An 18,227-nucleotide genomic window follows, 5' to 3' on the forward strand; every position below is an offset into this window, starting at 1 on the left:
CGGCGCCGCCCTACCCGCCCAGCACTCTCGGCAGCCAGAGCGAGACCATCGGCACATAGGTGACCACCAGCAAGACGCCGATGAGGGCCAGCGTGAAGGGCACCGCCTCCTTGAACACGGCATGCAGTGGCGCGCCCGCGATCTGCGCGGTGAGGAAGGTGATCACGCCCGAGGGTGGCGTGAGCTGCCCGATCATGAGGTTGAGCACCACGATGACGCCCAGGTGCACGAGGTCGATGCCGTAGGCGTTGGCGATCGGCACCAGCACCGGCACCAGCGTGACCAGCGCCACCGCAGGCTCCAGCGCCAGGCCCCAGAGCAGCAGCACCACGTTGATCAGCGCCAGCATGATCCAGGGACTGTCGGTGAGGGTCTTGAGCGTGGTGGCCAGCGTTTCGCCGATGGCCAGGTTGGCGACCAGCCAGGAGAAGATGCCGGAGGCCGCGATGGTCAGCAGGATGATGCCGGAGCTCACCATGCATTCGCAGAAGATGTGCCAGGTCTGTGCCCAGCTGAGCTCACGGTAGAAGAACACGCTGATGACGATGGCGTACAGCACGGCGATGATGCCCGCTTCCGTGGGCGTGACCATGCCGCCCACGATGCCGCCGATGATGATGACGGGCATGGCCAGCGCAGGCAACGCATCGCGCAGGGCCACCAGCACCGCGCGGAGGGAGGTGCGTTCGGAAAACGGCAGGTTGCGGCGGTGGGCCACCCAGCTGGCAGCCGCCAGCAGGTACACCCCCATCAGCAGGCCCGGAATGGCGCCCGCCAGGAAGAGCTGGCCCACCGAGACGTCGCTCACCAGCGCGTAGACCACGAAGGCGATCGACGGCGGGATGATGGGACCCATGGTGGAAGCAGCGGCCACCACGGCGGCGGCGTAGGCGCCCGGATAGCCCTTGTCCTTCATGGCCGGGATCATGGAAGAGCCGATCGCCGAGGCGTCTGCGACGGCCGATCCCGACACACCCGAGAACACCATGCTCGCCAGGATGGCCACGTGCGACAGGCCGCCCTTGATGTGACCGACGGCCGCCGAGGCGAAGTTCAGCAGCCGGCGTGTGATGCCGCCGGTGTTCATGAGTTCGCCGGCCAGGAAGAAGAACGGGATCGCGAGGAACGCGAAGGAGTCCATGCCCTGGATCATGGAAGACGCAACGATGTTCACCGGCACGGCGCCGCCGCTGAAGAAGATGAACACCAGCGCCGCCAGGCCCATGGCGAAGAACACCGGCACGCCGATGAGCGCGAAGCCCATGAAGGCCAGCATGAGCACGCCGAAGAGGATCACCTGTTCCATTCAGGCCACCTCGAGCCCGCGCACTTCCCGCCAGAGCCGGTGCACCAGCGCCAGCGCCATCAGGAAAGCGCCCACCGGCAAGGACCAGTACAGCACGGGCTGAGTCACGGTCAGGGACGTGAACGGAATGCCTTCCATGGCGTCGATCACCAGACGGCTCTGCCAGCCATACACGAGCACGAACACCAGCGAGAGCAGCAGTGCCAGCGTGGTGAGCGCGCGGCGTGCGCGGGCGGACATGCTCAGCCCCAGAAAATCCGCTGAGAGGTGCGAGTTGCGCCGCACGCCGACATAACCGGTGAGCATGGTGGCCCAGATCATGATGAGCACGCTCAGCTCCATGGCCCAGGGCAGCGGCGTGCCGGTGGTTTCGCGCAGCACGATCTGGGTGCCGCCGATGCCCACCAGGCTCAGCAAAGCCAGCCCCAGCAGGGCCAGCACGATGCGATCGAGCAGGCCGAGCAGTCGGGTCATTTCGCGGCCCGGATCTTCTCCACCGTGCCCTTGCTCCAGAGCTGGCCATCGAAGTTCGCCACGATGCCATCGGCCAGCTTGCGGAATGCCGCGAGGTCGGGCTCGACGATTTCCATGCCATTGGCCTTCAGGGTTTCGATGGACCTGGCCGCCCCGTCCCAGGTTTCCTTGCTGGCCCACTTCTCGGTCGCCACGGCTGCATCGGTCATGGCTTTCTGCTGCGCCGGCGTGAGACGTGCCCACTTGTCGGCCGCGATCAGGACGATCAGGCCGGACTGGATGTAGTCGATCTTCATCGCGTACTTCTGCACCTCGTAATACTTGGCGCCGGCGATGGCATCGAAGCCGTTGTCCTGACCATCCACCAGGCCCTGCTTCATGGCGAGGTAGAGCTCGGCGGCCGGCACCGGGGTGGGCGAAGCGCCCCAGCCCTTCATCACTTCCAGGATGGCGGGCGTCTCGGGCACACGCACCTTCAGGCCCTTCATGTCCTCGGGCTTGAGCACCTTGCGATTGGAGGTGGTGAGCTGGCGCGGCGTGCGGTCGGAGACATAGCCCACCAGCTTGAAGCCGGCTTCCTTCTCCACGCCATCGAGCATCTGCCTGAAGGTGTCCGACTGCATGAAGGTCTTGAAGTGCGCGTGATCGCGGAACACGTACGGCGCGAACAGGGCATTGAAGTCCTTGCCGCCCTTGGCCAGCGCCAGCGTGCCGGTGTCGGCCAGCATCATGTCGATCTGCCCCGTGCGCAGACCGGCGTAGTTCTGCGGCAGGCTGCCGAGCTGGCCGGCGCCGAACGACTGGATCTTGAGCTCCGCATTCGTGCGATCGGCCACCTCCTTCGCGAAGCGATCGGCGATGGGTCCCCACACCGGCGGCGGCGCCACATAGGCCATGCGCAAGGCGGGCTGCGCGTGAGCGCTGGAAATGAAGGCCAGGGCAATGCCGGCGATCAGAGGGCGAATCCATTTCATGGCGATGTCTCCGGAGTGGGTGGTGGCGCTGCGCGTGGGACTTGCCGGGCTGCCACATAGTCCCGGTAAGGGGTGCCGTTGGACACCAGCATGCCGCCGTCCACATCGATGGTGCTGCCCGTGATCATGGCGGCGGCGGAAGAAAGCAGGAATGCAATGGTCTGAGCGACGTCGTCGGCCTGGACCCACCGGCCCAGCGGCACGGCCTCGGCCACGGCGGCGATGCGCGCCTCGTCCAGGCTGCGGTAGATCATGGGCGTGAGCGTCGGGCCGGGGCACACCGCATTGACGCGGATGCGGCGGCCGGCCAGCTCGAACGCCATGTGCCGCGTGAAGGCGAGCACCGCGCCCTTGGAAGCGGTATAGGCCGCGTCCCCGGAATAGGACATGCGCTTGCCCGCGATGGAGGCGACGTTCACCACCGATGCGCCTTCGCGCATGAGGGGCGCTGCCGCCTGCAGGCACAGCATGGTGCCGCGAAGGTTGATGTCCATCACGCGGTCCCACGCGGCCACGGGCATGTTCTCCAGCAGGTGGCGCGATTCGACCCCTGCGCAATTCACCAGCCCATCTACATGGTGATGGTCCTGCTGGACGCGCGCGAACGCATCGCGGATCGCGTCTTCCGAGGCCAGGTCGCACGCGAGGTGGAGGACCGACGATGCACCGCTGCCCGAGCCGCCCGCAGGCGCCGCGACATCCAGCGAAACCACCCGGTGTCCGGCCGAGGCCAGCAGCGCCACCGTGGCCGCACCAATGCCGTGACTGCCACCCGTGACCACGTGCACGCCGGGCGTTTTTGAAGAGGTCTCAGGGCTCGAAAGAAAAGACATGACAAGGGGTTTGGTTCCGGCATATAGTAACGTTCGTTACCTTGACGCCATCCCCTCGTTTACCCTAGGACGACACCATGACCGTTGCCGCCGTACCCCTCACCGCCCCTTCCGCCACCGCGCCGGAGCCGGCTTCGGGACGCCGAATCCAGCCCGGCGTCTACGCCTACGATCTCGAAGCGACTCCCTGGCGCGTGACCCCGCGCGGGACGTCGCGCGAGAAGGCGATCCGGCGCGATCCGGAGCGCGGCCTCTTCCTCGGCATGCTGATGTTCGATCCCATGAGCCGCTCGGGGGTGCACCAGCATCGTGGCGTGGCGAGCAGCTATTTCCTCTCCGGCGAGCTCACCGATTTCCAGTGCACCACGCGCGCCGGCGCCGTGGGCATCAACCTCACCGGCGCCACGCACGACGCGGTGTCGTATGGCGGTTGCACGTTGTTCTCACGCCTGGAAGGACCGGTGATCATCGAGCCCGATGGCGCGGCCATCCACCCGCACGCGCAGAAGACCACGGTCACGAACACGCGGCCGTTCACGCCGCCGGACATCACGGTGGTGCTCGATAGCGTGGCGCAGGTGGCCTCGCCTTTTGCCGGTGTGCTGCGCCGTCCGGTGTACGACTACGCGGGCACGGGCAGCAACCACCGGCTGTGCTCGCTGCAGCTCTGGCCGGGCGCCAGGCTCAGCGACCTGCACCACACCGGGCTCACGGATTTCTTCCTGCTCGCCGGCGACCTGAGCGTGGGGGATGTGACGATGGCGGGCCCTTCGGTGGTGGTCATCGAACCGGGCGCGCGCGTGCACCTGAGTTCGCGCTACGGCTGCAGTCTGCTGGCGTGGGCAGAAGGCCCAGCGCACGCGGGCGACGACCCGGCGATGGACCCCTACGGCTTCTGACTCAGCCCATCGGGAGCCGCGCGCGCACCGAGAGCTTGCCCAGCAACTGGTGCAGCGTCTTCACTTCCGCGGCGCTCAGCCCCGCATACACCTGCGTTTCACGCTCGATCGCAGCCACGGCGATTTCCTCGTACACCGCCCAGCCCGCGTCCGTGAGGTTGAGGTGGAAGCTGCGCCGGTCGGCTTCGCTGTTCTCGCGCACCAGGCGGTCTTGCGATTCGAGCTTGCGCACCACACGCGAAACGCTCATCTTGTCCAGGCCGGTGTAGTCCGCCAGCCCCTGCGCGGTGATGCCCGGCTTGTCGGCCAGGGTCAGCAGGATGCGCCAGTCGGTGAGGTTGAGGTCGAAACGCTCACCAAACCGCGCGATGAACGGCTTTGCCGTGAGGTTGGTCAGCACCCAGATCTGGTAGTACGGCGAGGCCTCCGTGACCAGCAGCGCCCGGTGGCCGCGCGGGCGGCTGCCGCGTGAAACCTTCCTGGCGGGTGCGGGGCTGGGCTGGGGGCGGGTGGCTTTGCGCGTGCTCATGACTGGCGGAGTGTAGGTGCTCCGCACCGCTGACCCGCACCGCCCGCCGCCGGCTCAACTGGATTTCGCGGGCACCTGCGTGAGCAGGTCGGCCAGTTCGTCGGCGTGTTCTTCCTCCACCGCCAGGATGGACTCGAACAGGCGGCGCGTGGTGGGATCGTCATCGCCCACGGACTCGATGGCGTGGCGGTAACTGTCGATGGCGATGCGCTCGGCCACCAGGTTCTCGCGAATCATGTCGGTCAGCGTGACGCCCTCCACGTACTCCGCGTGGCTGCGCCTGGTAAGGGTGTCCGGCGAGAAGTCCGGCTCACCGCCGAGTTGCACGATGCGCTCCGCGAGCTGGTCGGCGTGGCCCTGCTCTTCCTTGGAGTGCACCAGGAATTCGGCCGCCGTGGCGTGCGAGTGGATGCCGCTGGCCATGAAGTGGTGGCGCCGGTAGCGCAGCACGCACACCAGTTCGGTGGCGAGTGCATCGTTGAGCAGCTTGATGACACCGTCGAGGTCGGCGCTGTAGCCGGCGGTCACGGCGCCTTCTTCCATGCTCTGGCGCGCGGTCTTGCGCAGTTCGGTGATGTCAAGGGGTGGCAGTGGTGGGGTCATGGTGTTCTCCGGTCGGTGGGGGGCGGGGCGCGTGGTCGACAACGGGAGCATGGGCTCACCGCCCATCCGCGTCGGTGCTGTGGCGAACAGACCCGGGCGAGCCGCACCGATTCAATCGCCCTCCACGTGCCGCTGTGTCCGGCACCTGGAGCGCGCCATGCTGGCCGTCATCGTCCCTGCGAACAACGAAGAAGCCCTCATCGGGATCTGCCTGCAATCGGTGGAGAAAGCCGCCCGCTGGCCTGGCCTGAAGGGCGAGCGCGTGCTGGTGATCGTGGTGCTCGATGCGTGCACCGATGACACGGCCGGCGTGGCGGTGGAGGCCGGCGCGGTGCTCATCTGGGTGGAGTCGCGCAATGTGGGCATGGCGCGTGCGGCCGGTGCGGAGCTGGCGCTCAAGCTGGGTGCACGCTGGCTGGCTTTCACCGATGCGGACACCGTCGTGGCACCGGACTGGCTGCACGTGCAGATGTCGCTGGAGAGCGACGCCGTGTGCGGCACCATCGGCGTGAACGACTGGGGCACTTATGGCGATCCCATGCGCCACCACTTCGATGCCACCTACACCGACGCCGACGGACACCAGCACATCCACGGCGCCAACCTGGGTGTGAGCGCGCAGGCCTACCAGCGTGCCGGTGGTTTCGAACCGCTGGCCAGCAGCGAAGACGTGGCCCTGGTGAGAGCGCTGGAGGCGGTGGGTGCGCGCATCGCGTGGTCTGCTGCTCCGCGGGTGGTGACGAGCACGCGCCGCACCTACCGCGCCCCGGGCGGCTTCGGTGCCGCGCTGGTTCGCGCCGGCGAGGTTCACGTGGCCGGCGCTGGATCGTCAGCATGACGCACGACGCGAAGCGCTGCGCATCGCTCGAATCGCTTCAGGCAGGCCTTGCCGCGCTCGACCGCGCCCAAACCCCGGCCCATGGGTTGCATCGGCTCGTCCAACTTGGGCTCGATCAGTTGCCTCTGCCGGGAAGCGGCGCCACGCTGCAGCGCTGGCAGGCCCTGTGCCTGGTGGCCCAGCACGATCTCTCGCTGGCCAAGCTCTTCGAGGGGCACACCGATGCCCTGGCCGTGATGGCCGAAGCAGGCCCGACGGCCACGCCGGTGCCTGGCGCCACCTGGGGCATGTGGGCCGCTGAGTCACCCGACGGGCGAACCGTGGTGGAACCCGTGGGTGCCGACGGCTTGCGCGTGAACGGTGCCAAATGCTGGTGCTCTGGCGCCGGCCATGTGAGCCACGGCCTGTTGACCGCCTGGTACGCCGACGGCAGTGGCCCGGTGCTGGTTCGATTGCCGATGGACCAGCCCGGGGTGGCCGTGTCGGCCGCGGGCTGGCAGGCCGTGGGCATGGCCGCCAGCGCCAGCATCGACGTGGCCTTCGACGATGCCATGGGCGAGCGCGTCGGTGGCGAAGGCGCCTACCTGGAGAGGCCCGGTTTCTGGCAGGGCGGCGGTGGCATTGCCGCCTGCTGGCAGGGTGGCGCCATGGCGCTGGCGGGCGCGTTGCTGCGCGCGGTCTCCTCGGCACCTGCGACTCCCAGTCCATTCCGGCTGGCTGCCCTGGGCCACGTGGGCACTGCACTGCAGTCCAGCGCCGCGCTGTTGCGCGAGACGGCGCGCTGGATCGACGATCACCCGACGCAGGACGCCAGCGCGCGGGCGCTGTCGGTTCGACTGGCCGTCGAGTCCAGCGCCAGGCTCGTGCTGGACGAAGTGGGCCGGGCGTTGGGCGCCACGCCATTCTGTCGCGATGCGGCGTTTGCACAGATGGCCGCCGACCTTCCCGTCTACCTGCGCCAGAGCCACGCCGAGCGGGACTTCGCCGCGCTGGGCGAAAAACTGGCCTCACCCGGAGCTTCCCCATGGGCGCTTTAGACCTTCCACCCCTGATCCACGGCGACGGCACCGATGAGCTGACCTGGCGGCGCTGGCTGCCAGGGCTGCGGTGCCACGAGCTCTCGATGGGCGAGTGGCTGCCTGCCAGCGCGCGCCTGGTGGTGGTCGCGCCCCATCCCGACGACGAGATACTCGCCAGCGGCGGCCTGATCGCCACCCACCTGGCGCAAGGAGGCGAGGTGCAGGTGGTGGCCGTGACGGACGGTGAAGCCAGCCACGACGAAGCGCCCACCATGACCCGCGAGACCCTGGGCGAACTCCGCCGGCAGGAGCGATTCGAAGGACTTCGTCACCTCGGCCTTTCACAGCCTTCGGTGCTGACGCTGGGCATGGAGGACGGGCGTGTCGGCCTGAAGACCGGCCTGCTGCGCGAGCGGCTGATGTCGCTGTTGAACCGTGACGACGTGGTGGTGAGCACCTGGGAGCACGATGGTCACCCGGACCACGATGCCGTCGGGCAGGTGACCCGCGACGCCTGCGTCACCACCGGCAGTGCCTTCCTGGCGGCACCGGTCTGGATGTGGCACTGGGCCACGCCTGAAGATGTGCGCGTGCCATGGCGCCGCCTGCGCGCCGTGCCCTTGAGCGCCACGGCCAGTTCACAGAAGCTCGCTGCACTCGCGGCCCACCACTCGCAACTTCACCCGCGCAGCGACGCGCTCGGCGCGGTGCTCGGCGAGGCCATCCTGAAACGAGCGGCCTGGCGCAACGAGTACTACTTCGCCTGAGCCATGACCACCGCCCGCCGCCCCGGCCCCGAAGCCTTCGATCGGCTGTTCGAGGGCAACGACGACCCCTGGCAATTCAAGACGCGCTGGTACGAGGCGCGCAAACGTGCACTGACGCTCGCCTGCCTGCCCGACCCGCGTTACGCCAGCGGCTACGAACCCGGTTGTGCCAACGGCGAACTCTCCGCCGATCTGGCCACGCGCTGCGACCGGCTGCTGGTGTCCGACGTGAGCGAGCGGGCCGTGGAACTGGCGCGCGCTCGCCTGGCGCCGTGGCCGCATGCCAAGGCGGTGCAGGCGCACCTGCCCGAGGAGTGGCCCAACGAGTCGTTCGACCTGATCGTCATCAGCGAGCTGGGCTACTTTCTCGATGCGCCAGCTCTGGACCGGCTCGCCGACCACGCCCGGGCCTCATTGAAACCCGGTGGCACCTTGCTGGCCTGCCATTGGCGCCACCCGATCCAGGGGGGCGAACTCGACGGCGACGCGGTGCACGGCAGGCTGGCACAGCGCCTGGGCATGGAGGTTCTGTCGGAAGTGCGGGAAACCGATTTTGTCCTCCACGTGTGGAGCGACGATGGCAGGTCGGTTGCCCAGCGAGAAGGGTTTGCGGCGGCGTGATCGGGCCGGGGTTCAGACGATCCGGTGTTCCTTCACCAGGAATGCCGTGATCTCGGCGATGAAGGTGGTGGCGTGCGCCATGGTGCGCTGCCCCGCCTCCGATGCAAACGCGGCTTCCAGCGTTGAGGTGGATTCGAACCACAGTTCGACGATGCCATCGATCGGCAGCTCGTCGTGTGAGCAGGACCTCCCCTTGACGCGTTCCCGTTCCACCACCACGTTCTGCCGGTAGCCGCTCACCCCCGGCATCTGCTTCACCAGTTCGCCATGCACCCGCCATTCGCGTCGGAAGTCGTCTTCCGACATGCCCTCGGGACGGCGCAGCGTGGACATGCGCTTGAGCAGGCGGGCACGCTGGCCGTCTTCGGGCACCGGTATCACCACGTTCTGCTCGGCCGTGACGACATGGAGCTCGCCGATGAACGCCGCCTCGTCCAACCACAGTGCGGCGGCAAAGCCACCGTCGTTGAAGGCCGCGTGGGCGGGCGTGGCGTCGTCGAGCCACAGTTGCGAGAAGCCGTCGAAGTTCCAGGTGCCGCGTGCAAAGTCGATGCCCCGCTGCTGGCGATCGATCACGTGGTTCTGCCAGTACGCGCGCAGACCGGGCAGGCCGGACCTGACCAGTGGGCCGTGTTGTTCCAGCCAGTACCGCTGGAACGCCTCGGTTTCCAGCGTGGTGGCCTTGTGGAGCAATCCCATGCGGACTTTCATGTGTCTTCCTGTGGGTGGAGGGGGCTGTGCGGTGCGGCCCTGGCCGCGTCCAGGAACTGCTGAAGGGCTGGTGCGCGCTTGGCGAGCCAGACCCCGTGGCGGATGGGCCAGCGTTCGAAGCGAGGGTCCGCGCCCAGGGTCATGGCCGCGTGGTGCGCCCAGTAGGGATCGAGCAGGGCCTCACGGCCGAGCGCGACCAGATCGGCCTTGCCCGATTCCAGAATGGCCTGCGCCTGGTGCGGGTCCACGATCATGCCCACCGCCTGCGTGGTCACTCTGGCTTCGCGGCGGATGCGGTCGGAGAACGGCACCTGGAACCCCAGGCCGCGCGGCACCGGCAGCGCGCGGGTCTCTTCGGTCAGGCCGCCGGACGAACAGTCGATCACATCCACCCCGCAGCCCTTGAGCTCTCGCGCCAGCGCCACGGAATCGTCGAGCGACCAGCCGTCCACTGTTCCATCGACCGCGGAGAGCCGGCAGAACAGCGGCTTGTGGGCAGGCCACACCGCGCGAACGGCGCGGGCGATGTCCAGCGCCAGCCGCATGCGCTTGCGAAGGCTTCCACCCCAGTCGTCCTGACGCTGGTTCGAACTGGGTGACAGGAAGCTGGCCACGAGATAGCCGTGGCCAAAGTGCAGTTCGACCACGTCGAAGCCGGAACGGTCTGCCCGTACCGCAGCCTCCGCGAAGCGCTGCACCACACTTGCGATGCCGCTGGGGTCCAGCACGGCGGGTGCCGACCACCCGGGACCTGCAGGCAACGGGCTCGGACCGACACGCTCCCAGGGTTCCTCATCGCCGGCCATCGTCTCGGGTGGAATGGCCGCACCACCCTCCCACAGGGGCTGGCTGCCGGCCTTGCGCCCGGCGTGCGCGAGCTGCACGCCGATGGCGCTCCCGTTGGCATGGACGAAATCCACCACGGCCTTCAGCGGCTCGATCTGGCTGTCTTTCCACAGGCCCAGATCGGCCGTGCCGATGCGGCCGCGGGGATCGACCGCGGTGCTTTCGGTCAGGATCAGGCCAGCGCCCCCCAGCGCGAACTTGCCGAGGTGAACCAGGTGCCAGGGCGTGGCATGCCCGCGGTCCGCCGCGTGCTGGCACATGGGCGAGATCACGATGCGGTTCGCCAGCTCAAGGCCTCGCAGGTTCAATGGCTGGAACAGCAGGGGGGTGTCTGGGTGCATGGGAGCCCGGCTCAGGGTGCAGGCGTTGGCGCAGCCGAGGCAGGCCGGGTGCCGAGCCAGGTGCCGGCGACCACGGCGAGGAAGCCGACCAGGTGCCACAGCGTGAGCCGTTCACCCAGCAGCAGTGCCGCAAAGAGGATGCCAAACACCGGCACCAGGTACAGGAAAACCGATGTGCGGGCGACGCCGATCCGACCGATGGCGTGGTTCCAGATCACGTTGGCGAGCGCCGTGGCGAACACGCCGGAGAAAAGAATCAATGCCCACTGCCAGGCATCGGGCACCACCGTTGCGCTGGCCTGACTGGTCGTCCACAAGCCGGCGTGCACGGTGAGCAGAAGCGCGCCAATGGCATAGATCGCCCAGCTGATGGTGAGCGTGGAGAGGTGGTTCGCCATGCGCTGGACGATCGTGCCACCGGTCGCAAAGCTGAGCACCGCAGCCACCAGCAGGAGGTCGCCCACACCTGCGCGCGACAGCCCGGCCCCGGGGTGGCTCAGCACCACGGCAGCCACGCCCCCGAATCCGAGCATCACACCGACGATGCGGCCCGGCGTGAGTCGCTCCCGGAACGCGACGGCCGCCAGCAGGGCCGAGAACAGCGGGCTCAAGGCCATGATCAGGGCTCCGTTGGTGGCGGTGGTGCGCAACAGGCCTTCGACGAAAAGTATCTGGTTGGCGTACACCATCAGCACGGCACACAGCACAAGCCCGAGCATCTGCCGCCAGGTGGGGCCTGTCACCCCGGCGCGTTTCCAGAAGAGGATCAGGCTGATGGCGATCACCGCCACCAGCATGCGCACCGCAGCCACCACGATGGGGTCGAGCACTCCTGTGAGCACTTTCACCACCGACACGTTCAGGCCCCAGACCGCCATGGCAACGATCAGGATGGACTGGACCGATGGGCCTGCGCCTTCCCGGGCGCCGACACGGTCGAGCCGCCGCGTGGTCATCCTTCGAGCGTCTTCCACATCTCCACATCGCGCTCGGCCGTCCAGATGCGCGGATCGGCGTACTGCGTCGCTTCGTCGTAGCAACGGGTCACATCGAACGGCATGCAGTGGTCGAAGATCACCCAGTGCCCATACCTGGGCTTCAAGGCCGCAAGCGTGTCCTTGTAGACGGCGTTGAGATCCTTGCCCTGGGCCACGCCCTGCTGCACCTGCGCATACACATCGGCAATGAAGCCGCGGGTGCCCGCCAGGCCAGCGGCCACTTCCTGTGGCGTGGTCAGGGCCGCACCCCGGCCAGGCACCAGGGCTTTGGGCTGCAGGGCCGCCAGCCTGTCCAGCGTCTGTGGCCAGTCCTTGAAGTAGGCGTCCCCGGCGTAGGGGGTGGCATCGAATTCCACCAGGTCGCCGCTGAACAGCGTGCGTTCCTGCGGCAGCCACACCACCGTGTCGCCCTTGGTGTGTCCACGGCCGAGCTGCAACAACTGCACTTCGAGCTTTCCGATCCACACGGTCATCTTGCCGGTGAAGGTCATGGTGGGCCAGGTCAGCCCCGGCGGCACCGTTTCCACGTTCCGGAACAGCCTGGGGAAACGTCCGATCTCGCTGGCCTTGTCCTGTTCGCCGCGCTCGACGATCAGGTCGTAGGTGTCCTGGCTGGCCAGGATGTGATCGGGCTGGTAGGCCGCCGCGCCGAGCACGCGCACCGCGTGGTAGTGCGTGAGCACCACGTACCGGATGGGTTTGTCGGTCACTTCGCGGATGCGACGCACCACGTCGGCCGCCATGGCGGGCGTGGCCTGGGTGTCGGCCACCAGCACCGCGTCGTCGCCGATGACGATGCCGGTGTTGGGGTCGCCTTCGGCCGTGTAGGCCCAGGCATGTTCCGAAATCTGGCTGAAGGTGACCTTCTTTTCTTCCAGGTCGGCCTGGCTGGCGAAGGTCTTGGTGGTGCTCATGGCAGGCTCCTGCTCGGGGGTGTGGGTGAAGCGGTCAGTGCGTGCCCAGGTAGGCGGCCTTGACCTTCGGATCGTTGAGGAGTTCGCGGCCGGAACCTTCGAGCGTGATGAACCCGGTTTCCAGCACGTAGGCGCGGTCTGCCACGCCCAGAGCCTGCTTGGCCATCTGCTCCACCAGCAGGATCGTGAGACCCGAGGCGCGCAGCTCGCGAATGGCGTTGAAGATGTCCTTGATGATCAACGGTGCCAGGCCCAGCGAGGGCTCGTCGAGCAGCAGCAGGCGGGGCTCGCTCATGAGCGCGCGCGCAATCGCCAGCATCTGCTGCTCACCGCCCGACAGCGTGCCGGAGAGCTGGTCCTGACGCTCACGCAAGCGGGGAAAGCGGTTGAACTCGCGTTCGATGGCGGCATCCATCGCCGCCGCGTCCTTCTTGCGCGTGTAGCCGCCCAGCATGAGGTTCTCGCGCACCGTCTGGTCGGCGAACACGCCACGGCCCTCGGGCGACATGGCCACCCCCAGGCCCACACGCTGATGCGCCTTCACGCGCGACACGTCGTTGCCATCGAACAGGATGCGCCCGCCGGAGAGGGGCTCCAGTCCGCAGATGCTTTTGAGCAAGGTGCTTTTTCCGGCACCGTTCGCACCGATGATGGTGACGACCTCGCCCTGGCGCACTTCCAGGCTCACGCCCTTGACGGCTTCGATGGCGCCGTACGACACCTTGACCGATTCGAGATTCAGCATGGTTTGACGGTCCCTTCTGCCAGCTCTGTTTCCGGTTCGTCGACGCCCAGGTAGGCCTCCACCACGCGAGGGTTGCCTTGCACGTCTGCGGGCTTGCCCTCGGCGATCTTGATGCCGTAGTCGAGCACGATCACGTGGTCCGACACCGACATCACCAGGTCCATGTGGTGTTCCACCATGAGGATGGTCACGCCACACTGCCCGATGCGCACCAGCAACTGGCCCAGCTCTGCGGTTTCCTGCGGATTGAGGCCGGCGGCGGGCTCATCGAGCAACAGCAATTGCGGCTCGGTGGCGAGCGCGCGGGCCAGCTCCACACGCCGCTGCAGGCCGTAGGGCAGGCTGCCCGCCTGGTGGTGCGCCAGGTGCAGGATGCCGACCAGCTCGAGCAACTGCAACGCACGTGCCCGGGTGGCGGCTTCCTGCTTCTGTGCGCCGGGCAGGGCCATCAGCGAGGCAAAGAAGCCATTCGTCATGCGGCTGTGCCGGCCCAGCATCACGTTGTCCAGCACCGAGAGATCGGCGAACAGTCGCAAGTTCTGGAAGGTGCGCCCCATGCCCATGCAGCAGATGGCGTGCGGCGCGCGGCCGGAGACCTCCTGCCCCAGGAACCGGATCGATCCTTCGCTGGGATCGATCAGGCCGGTCAACATGTTGATCATGGTGGTCTTGCCGGCGCCGTTGGGGCCGATCAGCGCATGGATGTGCCCGCGCCGGAGCTTGAACGACACATCCTGGGCCGGCTTCACGCCGCCGAAGTTCTTGGTCACGCCTGTCACCTCGAGCAGGTCACCGCTCCCATCGGGGCCGATGCGCGTGGTTCGGGTGGTTGTGCCTGTGGCGTCCGGCGCCTTGCCCGGTCGTCGGAACCACTGGTTGAACAGGCCGGTCACGCCGCCCGGCATCACGTACAGCGCAAAGAGCAGCAGGAAGCCGTAGAGGAAATGCTGCGCCGAAGGCCAGCGCGCCAGCATGGCGTCCACCAGCGTGAGGACGATGGCGCCAACCAGCGGGCCGTAGGTGGACCCCGCACCGCCGAACAGCACCAGCAGCAAGATGAAGATCGAAAGGTGGAAGGTGATGAAGTCGGAGTTGATGTACTGGTTCTGCTGAGCCACCAGCGCGCCCGCCAGGCCGCAGGTAACGGCGGCCACCACGAAGGCAATGACCTTGGCGCGGTAGACGCGCACACCCACCGACGACGAAGCGATCTCATCGGCCTGCAGCGACAGGAGCGCCCGTCCGAATCGGCCCTTGAGCAGGTTGCGCAACAGCAGGTGGGTGACGGCGCAGAGCGCCATGCCCAGCCAGACCCATTGCAAAGAGGTCAGCGGCTGGTCGTTCCAGGTCAGCGGCTTGATGCCGTAGATGCCCTGTGCGCCCCCGAACACATCGGTCCATTCGCCCACGAGTTTTTCCACCACGATGCCGAAGGCCAGCGTGACCATGGCGAGGTAAGGGCCCTTCACGCGCAGCGAGGGCAGTGCAATGAGGACGCCGCAGACACCGGAGATCACCGCTGCCGCCACCAGCGCCAGCCACGGGTTCATGTCGGCGCGGGTGGTGAGCAGCGCAGCGGCGTACGCCCCCGCCGCGAAAAGGCCGGCTTGGCCGAGCGACTTCTGTCCGGCGTAGCCCACCAGCACGTTCATGCCGGCGGCGCAGAGGTAGTACACGCACATCATGAACACGATGCGCAGGTAGTAGTCGTTGCCGAGCAGCGAAGTGATGCCGAACAGCGCGGCCAGGACCACCAGCACGGTCAGCGGATGCAGCGCCCGCCTCATACCTTCTCCACCATCTTCTTGCCGAACAGGCCGGTGGGGCGGAAAGCCAGCACCAGGATCACGAGGGCGAACACCGCCACTTCGCGCCACTGCGCCTGCCAGAGATTCACCATCGATTCGAGCACGCCCAGGGCAAAGCCGCCAATGACACAACCACGCGGGTTGCTCAGGCCGCCGATCATGGCGCCCGAGAAGCCCTTGAGCCCGACCGCCAGGCCCATGTAGAGCGAGGCTTGCGCAATGGGTGCGAGCAGGAAGCCGGAGAGACCGGCCAGGGCCGAACTGACGACAAAGGCGCCGATCATGACTGCGTTGGTGTTGATGCCCATCAGGCTGGCGACGTTGCCATTGCTCGCGACCGCGCGCATGGCTTTGCCGACCATGGTGCGGTTCATCACGAAGTCGAAGCCGATCATGACGACCACGGCTACCACGAGCATGAGAATTTCCTGGGGTCGAACGCCGATGCCCAGCACGCGGATCACGGCGTCGCCGACAGGCCCCGGCACCACCACAGGCTTGGGTCCCCAGATGGCCAGACCAACGCTCTGCAGGATGACGCCGAACCCCAGGGTGCTCATGACCCAGGCCATGCCCGGGCGCCCGGCGAACGGCCGAACGCCGATCACATACAGGAGCCAGCCGAGCAGGCCCATGACGCCAAGAGCCGCCGCCAGGGCCAGCAATTGCGCACTGGCACCCGGCACCGCCTCTCCAAACGTGGTCGAAGTCACCGGCACGCCAATCATCAGGAACAGCGCGCTCATGCCGATGAAGGCACCTGCCGACACGAACTCCCCATGCGAGAAGTTCAGTGTCTTGGTGGTGGTGAATGTGATGCTGAATCCCAGCGCGACCAGCGCGTAGGCGCCGCCCACCGCCAGCCCGCTGATGATCGCCTGCAAGAGCGCTTCGGCCATGTGGTTCTCTCTTGTCTGATCCCGGGGCCATCATGGCCCCGGGATCTGTCTCGGTCGCTTATTGCTTGAAATCGCCTGCCGCGAACGACTCGATCAGCTTGTCGGTGTAAGGCATCAGCTTGCCGTCCTTCCAGCGAATCCACACCAGGTCCTTGGCGGTCAGGGCTTCGTGGTTGGTCTTGCTGAAAGGCTTGTTGTAGGTCTTGAGGACACCCTGCACCGGCGTGTTCAGATCTTCAAGCGCCAGGCGAACCGCCGAGCCATCCACCGACTTGGCCTGCTTGGCAGCTTCTGCGTACAGCAGGACCGAGTCGTAGCCATGCAGCGCGAACGAGAAGGAGCTGGGCGCCTTCAACTTGGAGCCGATGCGATCGAACAGCTTCTGCTGGATCGGCGTGCGCGTCTCGCTCACCGTGCGCATGAACAGCGGCTTCTCGGCCAGGGTCTTGCCGGCTGCGTCATAGAACGTGATGTTGTCTGCAGCCCAGGAGGTCAGCGTCAGGGGGAAGTAGTTGATCTTCTCCATGCTGCGCACGAGTTGGGCGATGGGCGTGCCCTGCGCCCAGACGATGACCGTGTCCACGCCAGCGGCTTTCATCTTGTTGAGCTGCGAAGTCATGTCCGTGTCGCCGACACCGAAGCGTTCAATGGCTGCGGGCTTGATGCCCTGGAGCTCGGCGATCTCCTGCATGTCCTTGAGCCCGCCCTGGCCGTAGCCGGTGGTCTCGGCCATGAGGCCGATCACCTTGGATTGAGCGGCGTTCTTCTTGACGTACGCCATCAGCGCGGCCACCTGCTCGCGGTCCACCATCGAAACGCGGAACATGTAGTTGTCGGCACCCGGACTCATCGGCTTGGTGATGTCGGTGCCCGAGCCCACGTTGCCCAGCACCGGCACCTTCTTCTGGTTGGCGATGTGCTTCCAGGCCATGGCATTGCCCGAGTTGGTGGGACCGAACACGGCCGCGACCTTTTCGTTGTCCACCAGGTCGCTCATGTTCTGGATCGACTTGGGCGGAGCCGAGGTGTCATCGCGCGTGACCAGGACGAGCTTGCGTCCGAGCACGCCACCCGCTGCGTTGATGTCGGCAATGGCAGCTTCCATGCCCAGCACGGCTGCATGGCCGCTCTGCGCAGACGGCGAGGCCGAGAGGTCGCCGTTGTAGCCGAGTTTGATGTCCTGTGCCTGTGCGCCTGCGGAGAAGGCGGTGAACGCCGCAGCGGCCAGAAGGCCTGCGCAGATTCGGGTGAGTTTCATGTTGTCTCCTTGGTTGAAAAAGCTGTGGCTCGAGATGCGCGGTCACGTGTGGCGTGACCTGTTGTCAGACCGCCAGGAACCCGCCATCCACCGCCAGCGTGATGCCGGTGACGTAGCGGGACATGTCGGAAGCCAGGAAGATCACCGGCCCCACGAGGTCTTCGGTTTGCCCCACACGCCCCATGGGGATGCGGGTCATGAACGATTCCAGGCGGGTCGGGTCCGCCCGGGTCGCCGCCGTCATGGGTGTCGCGATGACCCCGGGTGCCAGGGCATTGACGCGCACACCGGCCGGCGCAAGCTCCTGCGCCAGCGACTGCGTGAACATCTTGATCGCGCCCTTGGATGGCGAATAGCCCAGGCTCGCGGCCTGGCCCGCGTAGGCGGCAATGGACGCGATGTTGATGATGCAGCCCCGGGTCGCCTTGACGGCGGGCAGCCAGGCGAGCGTCACATTGAAGGTGCCGTGGACGTTGACGTCGATCGTCTTCTTCCAGTTCGCTTCGGCCTGCTCGCTCGTGGTGTTCTCGCGAATGATGATGCCGGCGTTGTTCACCAGCAGGTCGACCTGGCCGATGTCTTTTTCGACGCGCGCCGCCAGCTCGCGGCAGTCGGCTGGCGAGGTCACGTCGAGCACGAAGGCCCATGCCTCACCGCCCTGAACCTTCACCGCGTTGGCGGTCTGTTCAGCGGTGCTCGCGTTCATGTCGGTCACGATCACCCGCGCGCCGGCCTGGGCGAGTCCGAGCGCGATGGCCTGGCCATTGCCCTGGCCGGCGCCCGTGATCAAGGCCAGGCGCCCGGGCAGCAAGGGAGGGGCCACGGTGGCTGGGTAGTTCATGCG

At 67.0% G+C, this 18,227-nt stretch carries 20 protein-coding genes; 5 read left to right on the forward strand and 15 right to left on the reverse strand.

Annotated elements, in window-relative coordinates; all coding sequences use genetic code 11:
- Positions 1 to 10 precede the first annotated feature (10 nt).
- The 4 genes from ACTIEY_RS04845 to ACTIEY_RS04860 are packed head-to-tail and all read right to left on the reverse strand — an operon-like array spanning position 11 to position 3,587.
- Complete coding sequence (locus tag ACTIEY_RS04845) at positions 11 to 1,306, reverse strand: TRAP transporter large permease (protein ID WP_439517955.1); 1,296 nt, start codon at positions 1,304 to 1,306, stop codon at positions 11 to 13.
- Entirely contained in the window at positions 1,307 to 1,780 is a 474-nt protein-coding gene (locus tag ACTIEY_RS04850) for a TRAP transporter small permease (protein ID WP_439517956.1), read from the reverse strand.
- On the reverse strand, positions 1,777 to 2,754 hold the full coding sequence (locus ACTIEY_RS04855) for a TRAP transporter substrate-binding protein (protein WP_439517957.1): 978 nt from the start codon (positions 2,752 to 2,754) through the stop codon (positions 1,777 to 1,779). Before ACTIEY_RS04855 ends, ACTIEY_RS04850 begins: the two co-directional genes overlap by 4 nt.
- Positions 2,751 to 3,587, reverse strand: a complete 837-nt coding sequence (locus ACTIEY_RS04860) for an SDR family NAD(P)-dependent oxidoreductase (RefSeq protein ID WP_439517958.1) — start codon at positions 3,585 to 3,587, stop codon at positions 2,751 to 2,753. Before ACTIEY_RS04860 ends, ACTIEY_RS04855 begins: the two co-directional genes overlap by 4 nt.
- Positions 3,588 to 3,664: 77 nt before the next feature.
- On the opposite strand from ACTIEY_RS04860, the gene ACTIEY_RS04865 reads away from it, so the two are divergent.
- The gene (locus ACTIEY_RS04865; protein WP_439517959.1) at positions 3,665 to 4,486 is read left to right on the forward strand and encodes a cupin domain-containing protein; all 822 of its coding nucleotides are present in this window, start codon (positions 3,665 to 3,667) and stop codon (positions 4,484 to 4,486) included.
- Position 4,487: 1 nt separating this feature from the next.
- Here ACTIEY_RS04865 and ACTIEY_RS04870 read toward each other — a convergent pair whose 3' ends face one another.
- Complete coding sequence (locus ACTIEY_RS04870) at positions 4,488 to 5,015, reverse strand: MarR family winged helix-turn-helix transcriptional regulator (protein WP_439517960.1); 528 nt, start codon at positions 5,013 to 5,015, stop codon at positions 4,488 to 4,490.
- 54 nt (positions 5,016 to 5,069) lie between these two features.
- Complete coding sequence (locus ACTIEY_RS04875; RefSeq protein ID WP_439517961.1) at positions 5,070 to 5,618, reverse strand: ferritin-like domain-containing protein; 549 nt, start codon at positions 5,616 to 5,618, stop codon at positions 5,070 to 5,072.
- Positions 5,619 to 5,775: 157 nt separating this feature from the next.
- Here ACTIEY_RS04875 and ACTIEY_RS04880 point away from each other — a divergent pair, with 157 nt between their 5' ends.
- The 4 genes from ACTIEY_RS04880 to ACTIEY_RS04895 are packed head-to-tail and all read left to right on the forward strand — an operon-like array spanning position 5,776 to position 8,863.
- Complete coding sequence (locus tag ACTIEY_RS04880) at positions 5,776 to 6,456, forward strand: glycosyltransferase (RefSeq protein ID WP_439517962.1); 681 nt, start codon at positions 5,776 to 5,778, stop codon at positions 6,454 to 6,456.
- Positions 6,453 to 7,493: an acyl-CoA dehydrogenase gene (locus tag ACTIEY_RS04885; protein ID WP_439517963.1), complete on the forward strand. Its 1,041-nt coding sequence runs from the start codon at positions 6,453 to 6,455 to the stop codon at positions 7,491 to 7,493. The genes ACTIEY_RS04880 and ACTIEY_RS04885 overlap by 4 nt, the downstream gene beginning before the upstream one ends.
- Positions 7,481 to 8,242, forward strand: a complete 762-nt coding sequence (locus ACTIEY_RS04890) for a PIG-L deacetylase family protein (protein ID WP_439517964.1) — start codon at positions 7,481 to 7,483, stop codon at positions 8,240 to 8,242. Before ACTIEY_RS04885 ends, ACTIEY_RS04890 begins: the two co-directional genes overlap by 13 nt.
- A gap of 3 nt (positions 8,243 to 8,245) precedes the next feature.
- A complete protein-coding gene (locus tag ACTIEY_RS04895) occupies positions 8,246 to 8,863 on the forward strand; it encodes an SAM-dependent methyltransferase (protein ID WP_439517965.1) in 618 nt (205 codons plus the stop codon).
- 12 nt (positions 8,864 to 8,875) lie between these two features.
- On the opposite strand, the gene ACTIEY_RS04900 is transcribed toward ACTIEY_RS04895, so the two are convergent.
- The 9 genes from ACTIEY_RS04900 to ACTIEY_RS04940 form a co-directional block, all read right to left on the reverse strand.
- Positions 8,876 to 9,574, reverse strand: coding sequence for an EthD domain-containing protein (locus ACTIEY_RS04900; protein ID WP_439517966.1), 699 nt, complete (start codon positions 9,572 to 9,574; stop codon positions 8,876 to 8,878).
- Positions 9,571 to 10,761 (reverse strand): NADH:flavin oxidoreductase/NADH oxidase, encoded by a 1,191-nt coding sequence (locus ACTIEY_RS04905; protein WP_439517967.1) that lies wholly within the window; start codon positions 10,759 to 10,761, stop codon positions 9,571 to 9,573. Before ACTIEY_RS04905 ends, ACTIEY_RS04900 begins: the two co-directional genes overlap by 4 nt.
- Before the next feature lie 11 nt (positions 10,762 to 10,772).
- Positions 10,773 to 11,717, reverse strand: a complete 945-nt coding sequence (locus tag ACTIEY_RS04910) for a DMT family transporter (RefSeq protein ID WP_439517968.1) — start codon at positions 11,715 to 11,717, stop codon at positions 10,773 to 10,775.
- Positions 11,714 to 12,673 carry an MBL fold metallo-hydrolase gene (locus tag ACTIEY_RS04915; protein ID WP_439517969.1) on the reverse strand — a complete coding sequence of 320 codons (960 nt, stop codon included), beginning with the start codon at positions 12,671 to 12,673 and terminating at the stop codon, positions 11,714 to 11,716. Before ACTIEY_RS04915 ends, ACTIEY_RS04910 begins: the two co-directional genes overlap by 4 nt.
- Positions 12,674 to 12,707: 34 nt before the next feature.
- Positions 12,708 to 13,418, reverse strand: coding sequence for an ABC transporter ATP-binding protein (locus tag ACTIEY_RS04920; protein WP_439517970.1), 711 nt, complete (start codon positions 13,416 to 13,418; stop codon positions 12,708 to 12,710).
- Complete coding sequence (locus ACTIEY_RS04925; RefSeq protein WP_439517971.1) at positions 13,412 to 15,205, reverse strand: branched-chain amino acid ABC transporter ATP-binding protein/permease; 1,794 nt, start codon at positions 15,203 to 15,205, stop codon at positions 13,412 to 13,414. The genes ACTIEY_RS04920 and ACTIEY_RS04925 overlap by 7 nt, the downstream gene beginning before the upstream one ends.
- Entirely contained in the window at positions 15,202 to 16,125 is a 924-nt protein-coding gene (locus ACTIEY_RS04930; protein WP_439517972.1) for a branched-chain amino acid ABC transporter permease, read from the reverse strand. The genes ACTIEY_RS04925 and ACTIEY_RS04930 overlap by 4 nt, the downstream gene beginning before the upstream one ends.
- A 58-nt stretch (positions 16,126 to 16,183) precedes the next feature.
- The gene (locus ACTIEY_RS04935; protein ID WP_439517973.1) at positions 16,184 to 17,383 is read right to left on the reverse strand and encodes an ABC transporter substrate-binding protein; all 1,200 of its coding nucleotides are present in this window, start codon (positions 17,381 to 17,383) and stop codon (positions 16,184 to 16,186) included.
- A gap of 64 nt (positions 17,384 to 17,447) precedes the next feature.
- The gene (locus ACTIEY_RS04940) at positions 17,448 to 18,224 is read right to left on the reverse strand and encodes an SDR family NAD(P)-dependent oxidoreductase (protein WP_439517974.1); all 777 of its coding nucleotides are present in this window, start codon (positions 18,222 to 18,224) and stop codon (positions 17,448 to 17,450) included.
- Positions 18,225 to 18,227 lie beyond the last annotated feature (3 nt).

It is taken from the genome of Hydrogenophaga sp., from assembly GCF_051858985.1.
Classification (GTDB): domain Bacteria; phylum Pseudomonadota; class Gammaproteobacteria; order Burkholderiales; family Burkholderiaceae_C; genus Hydrogenophaga.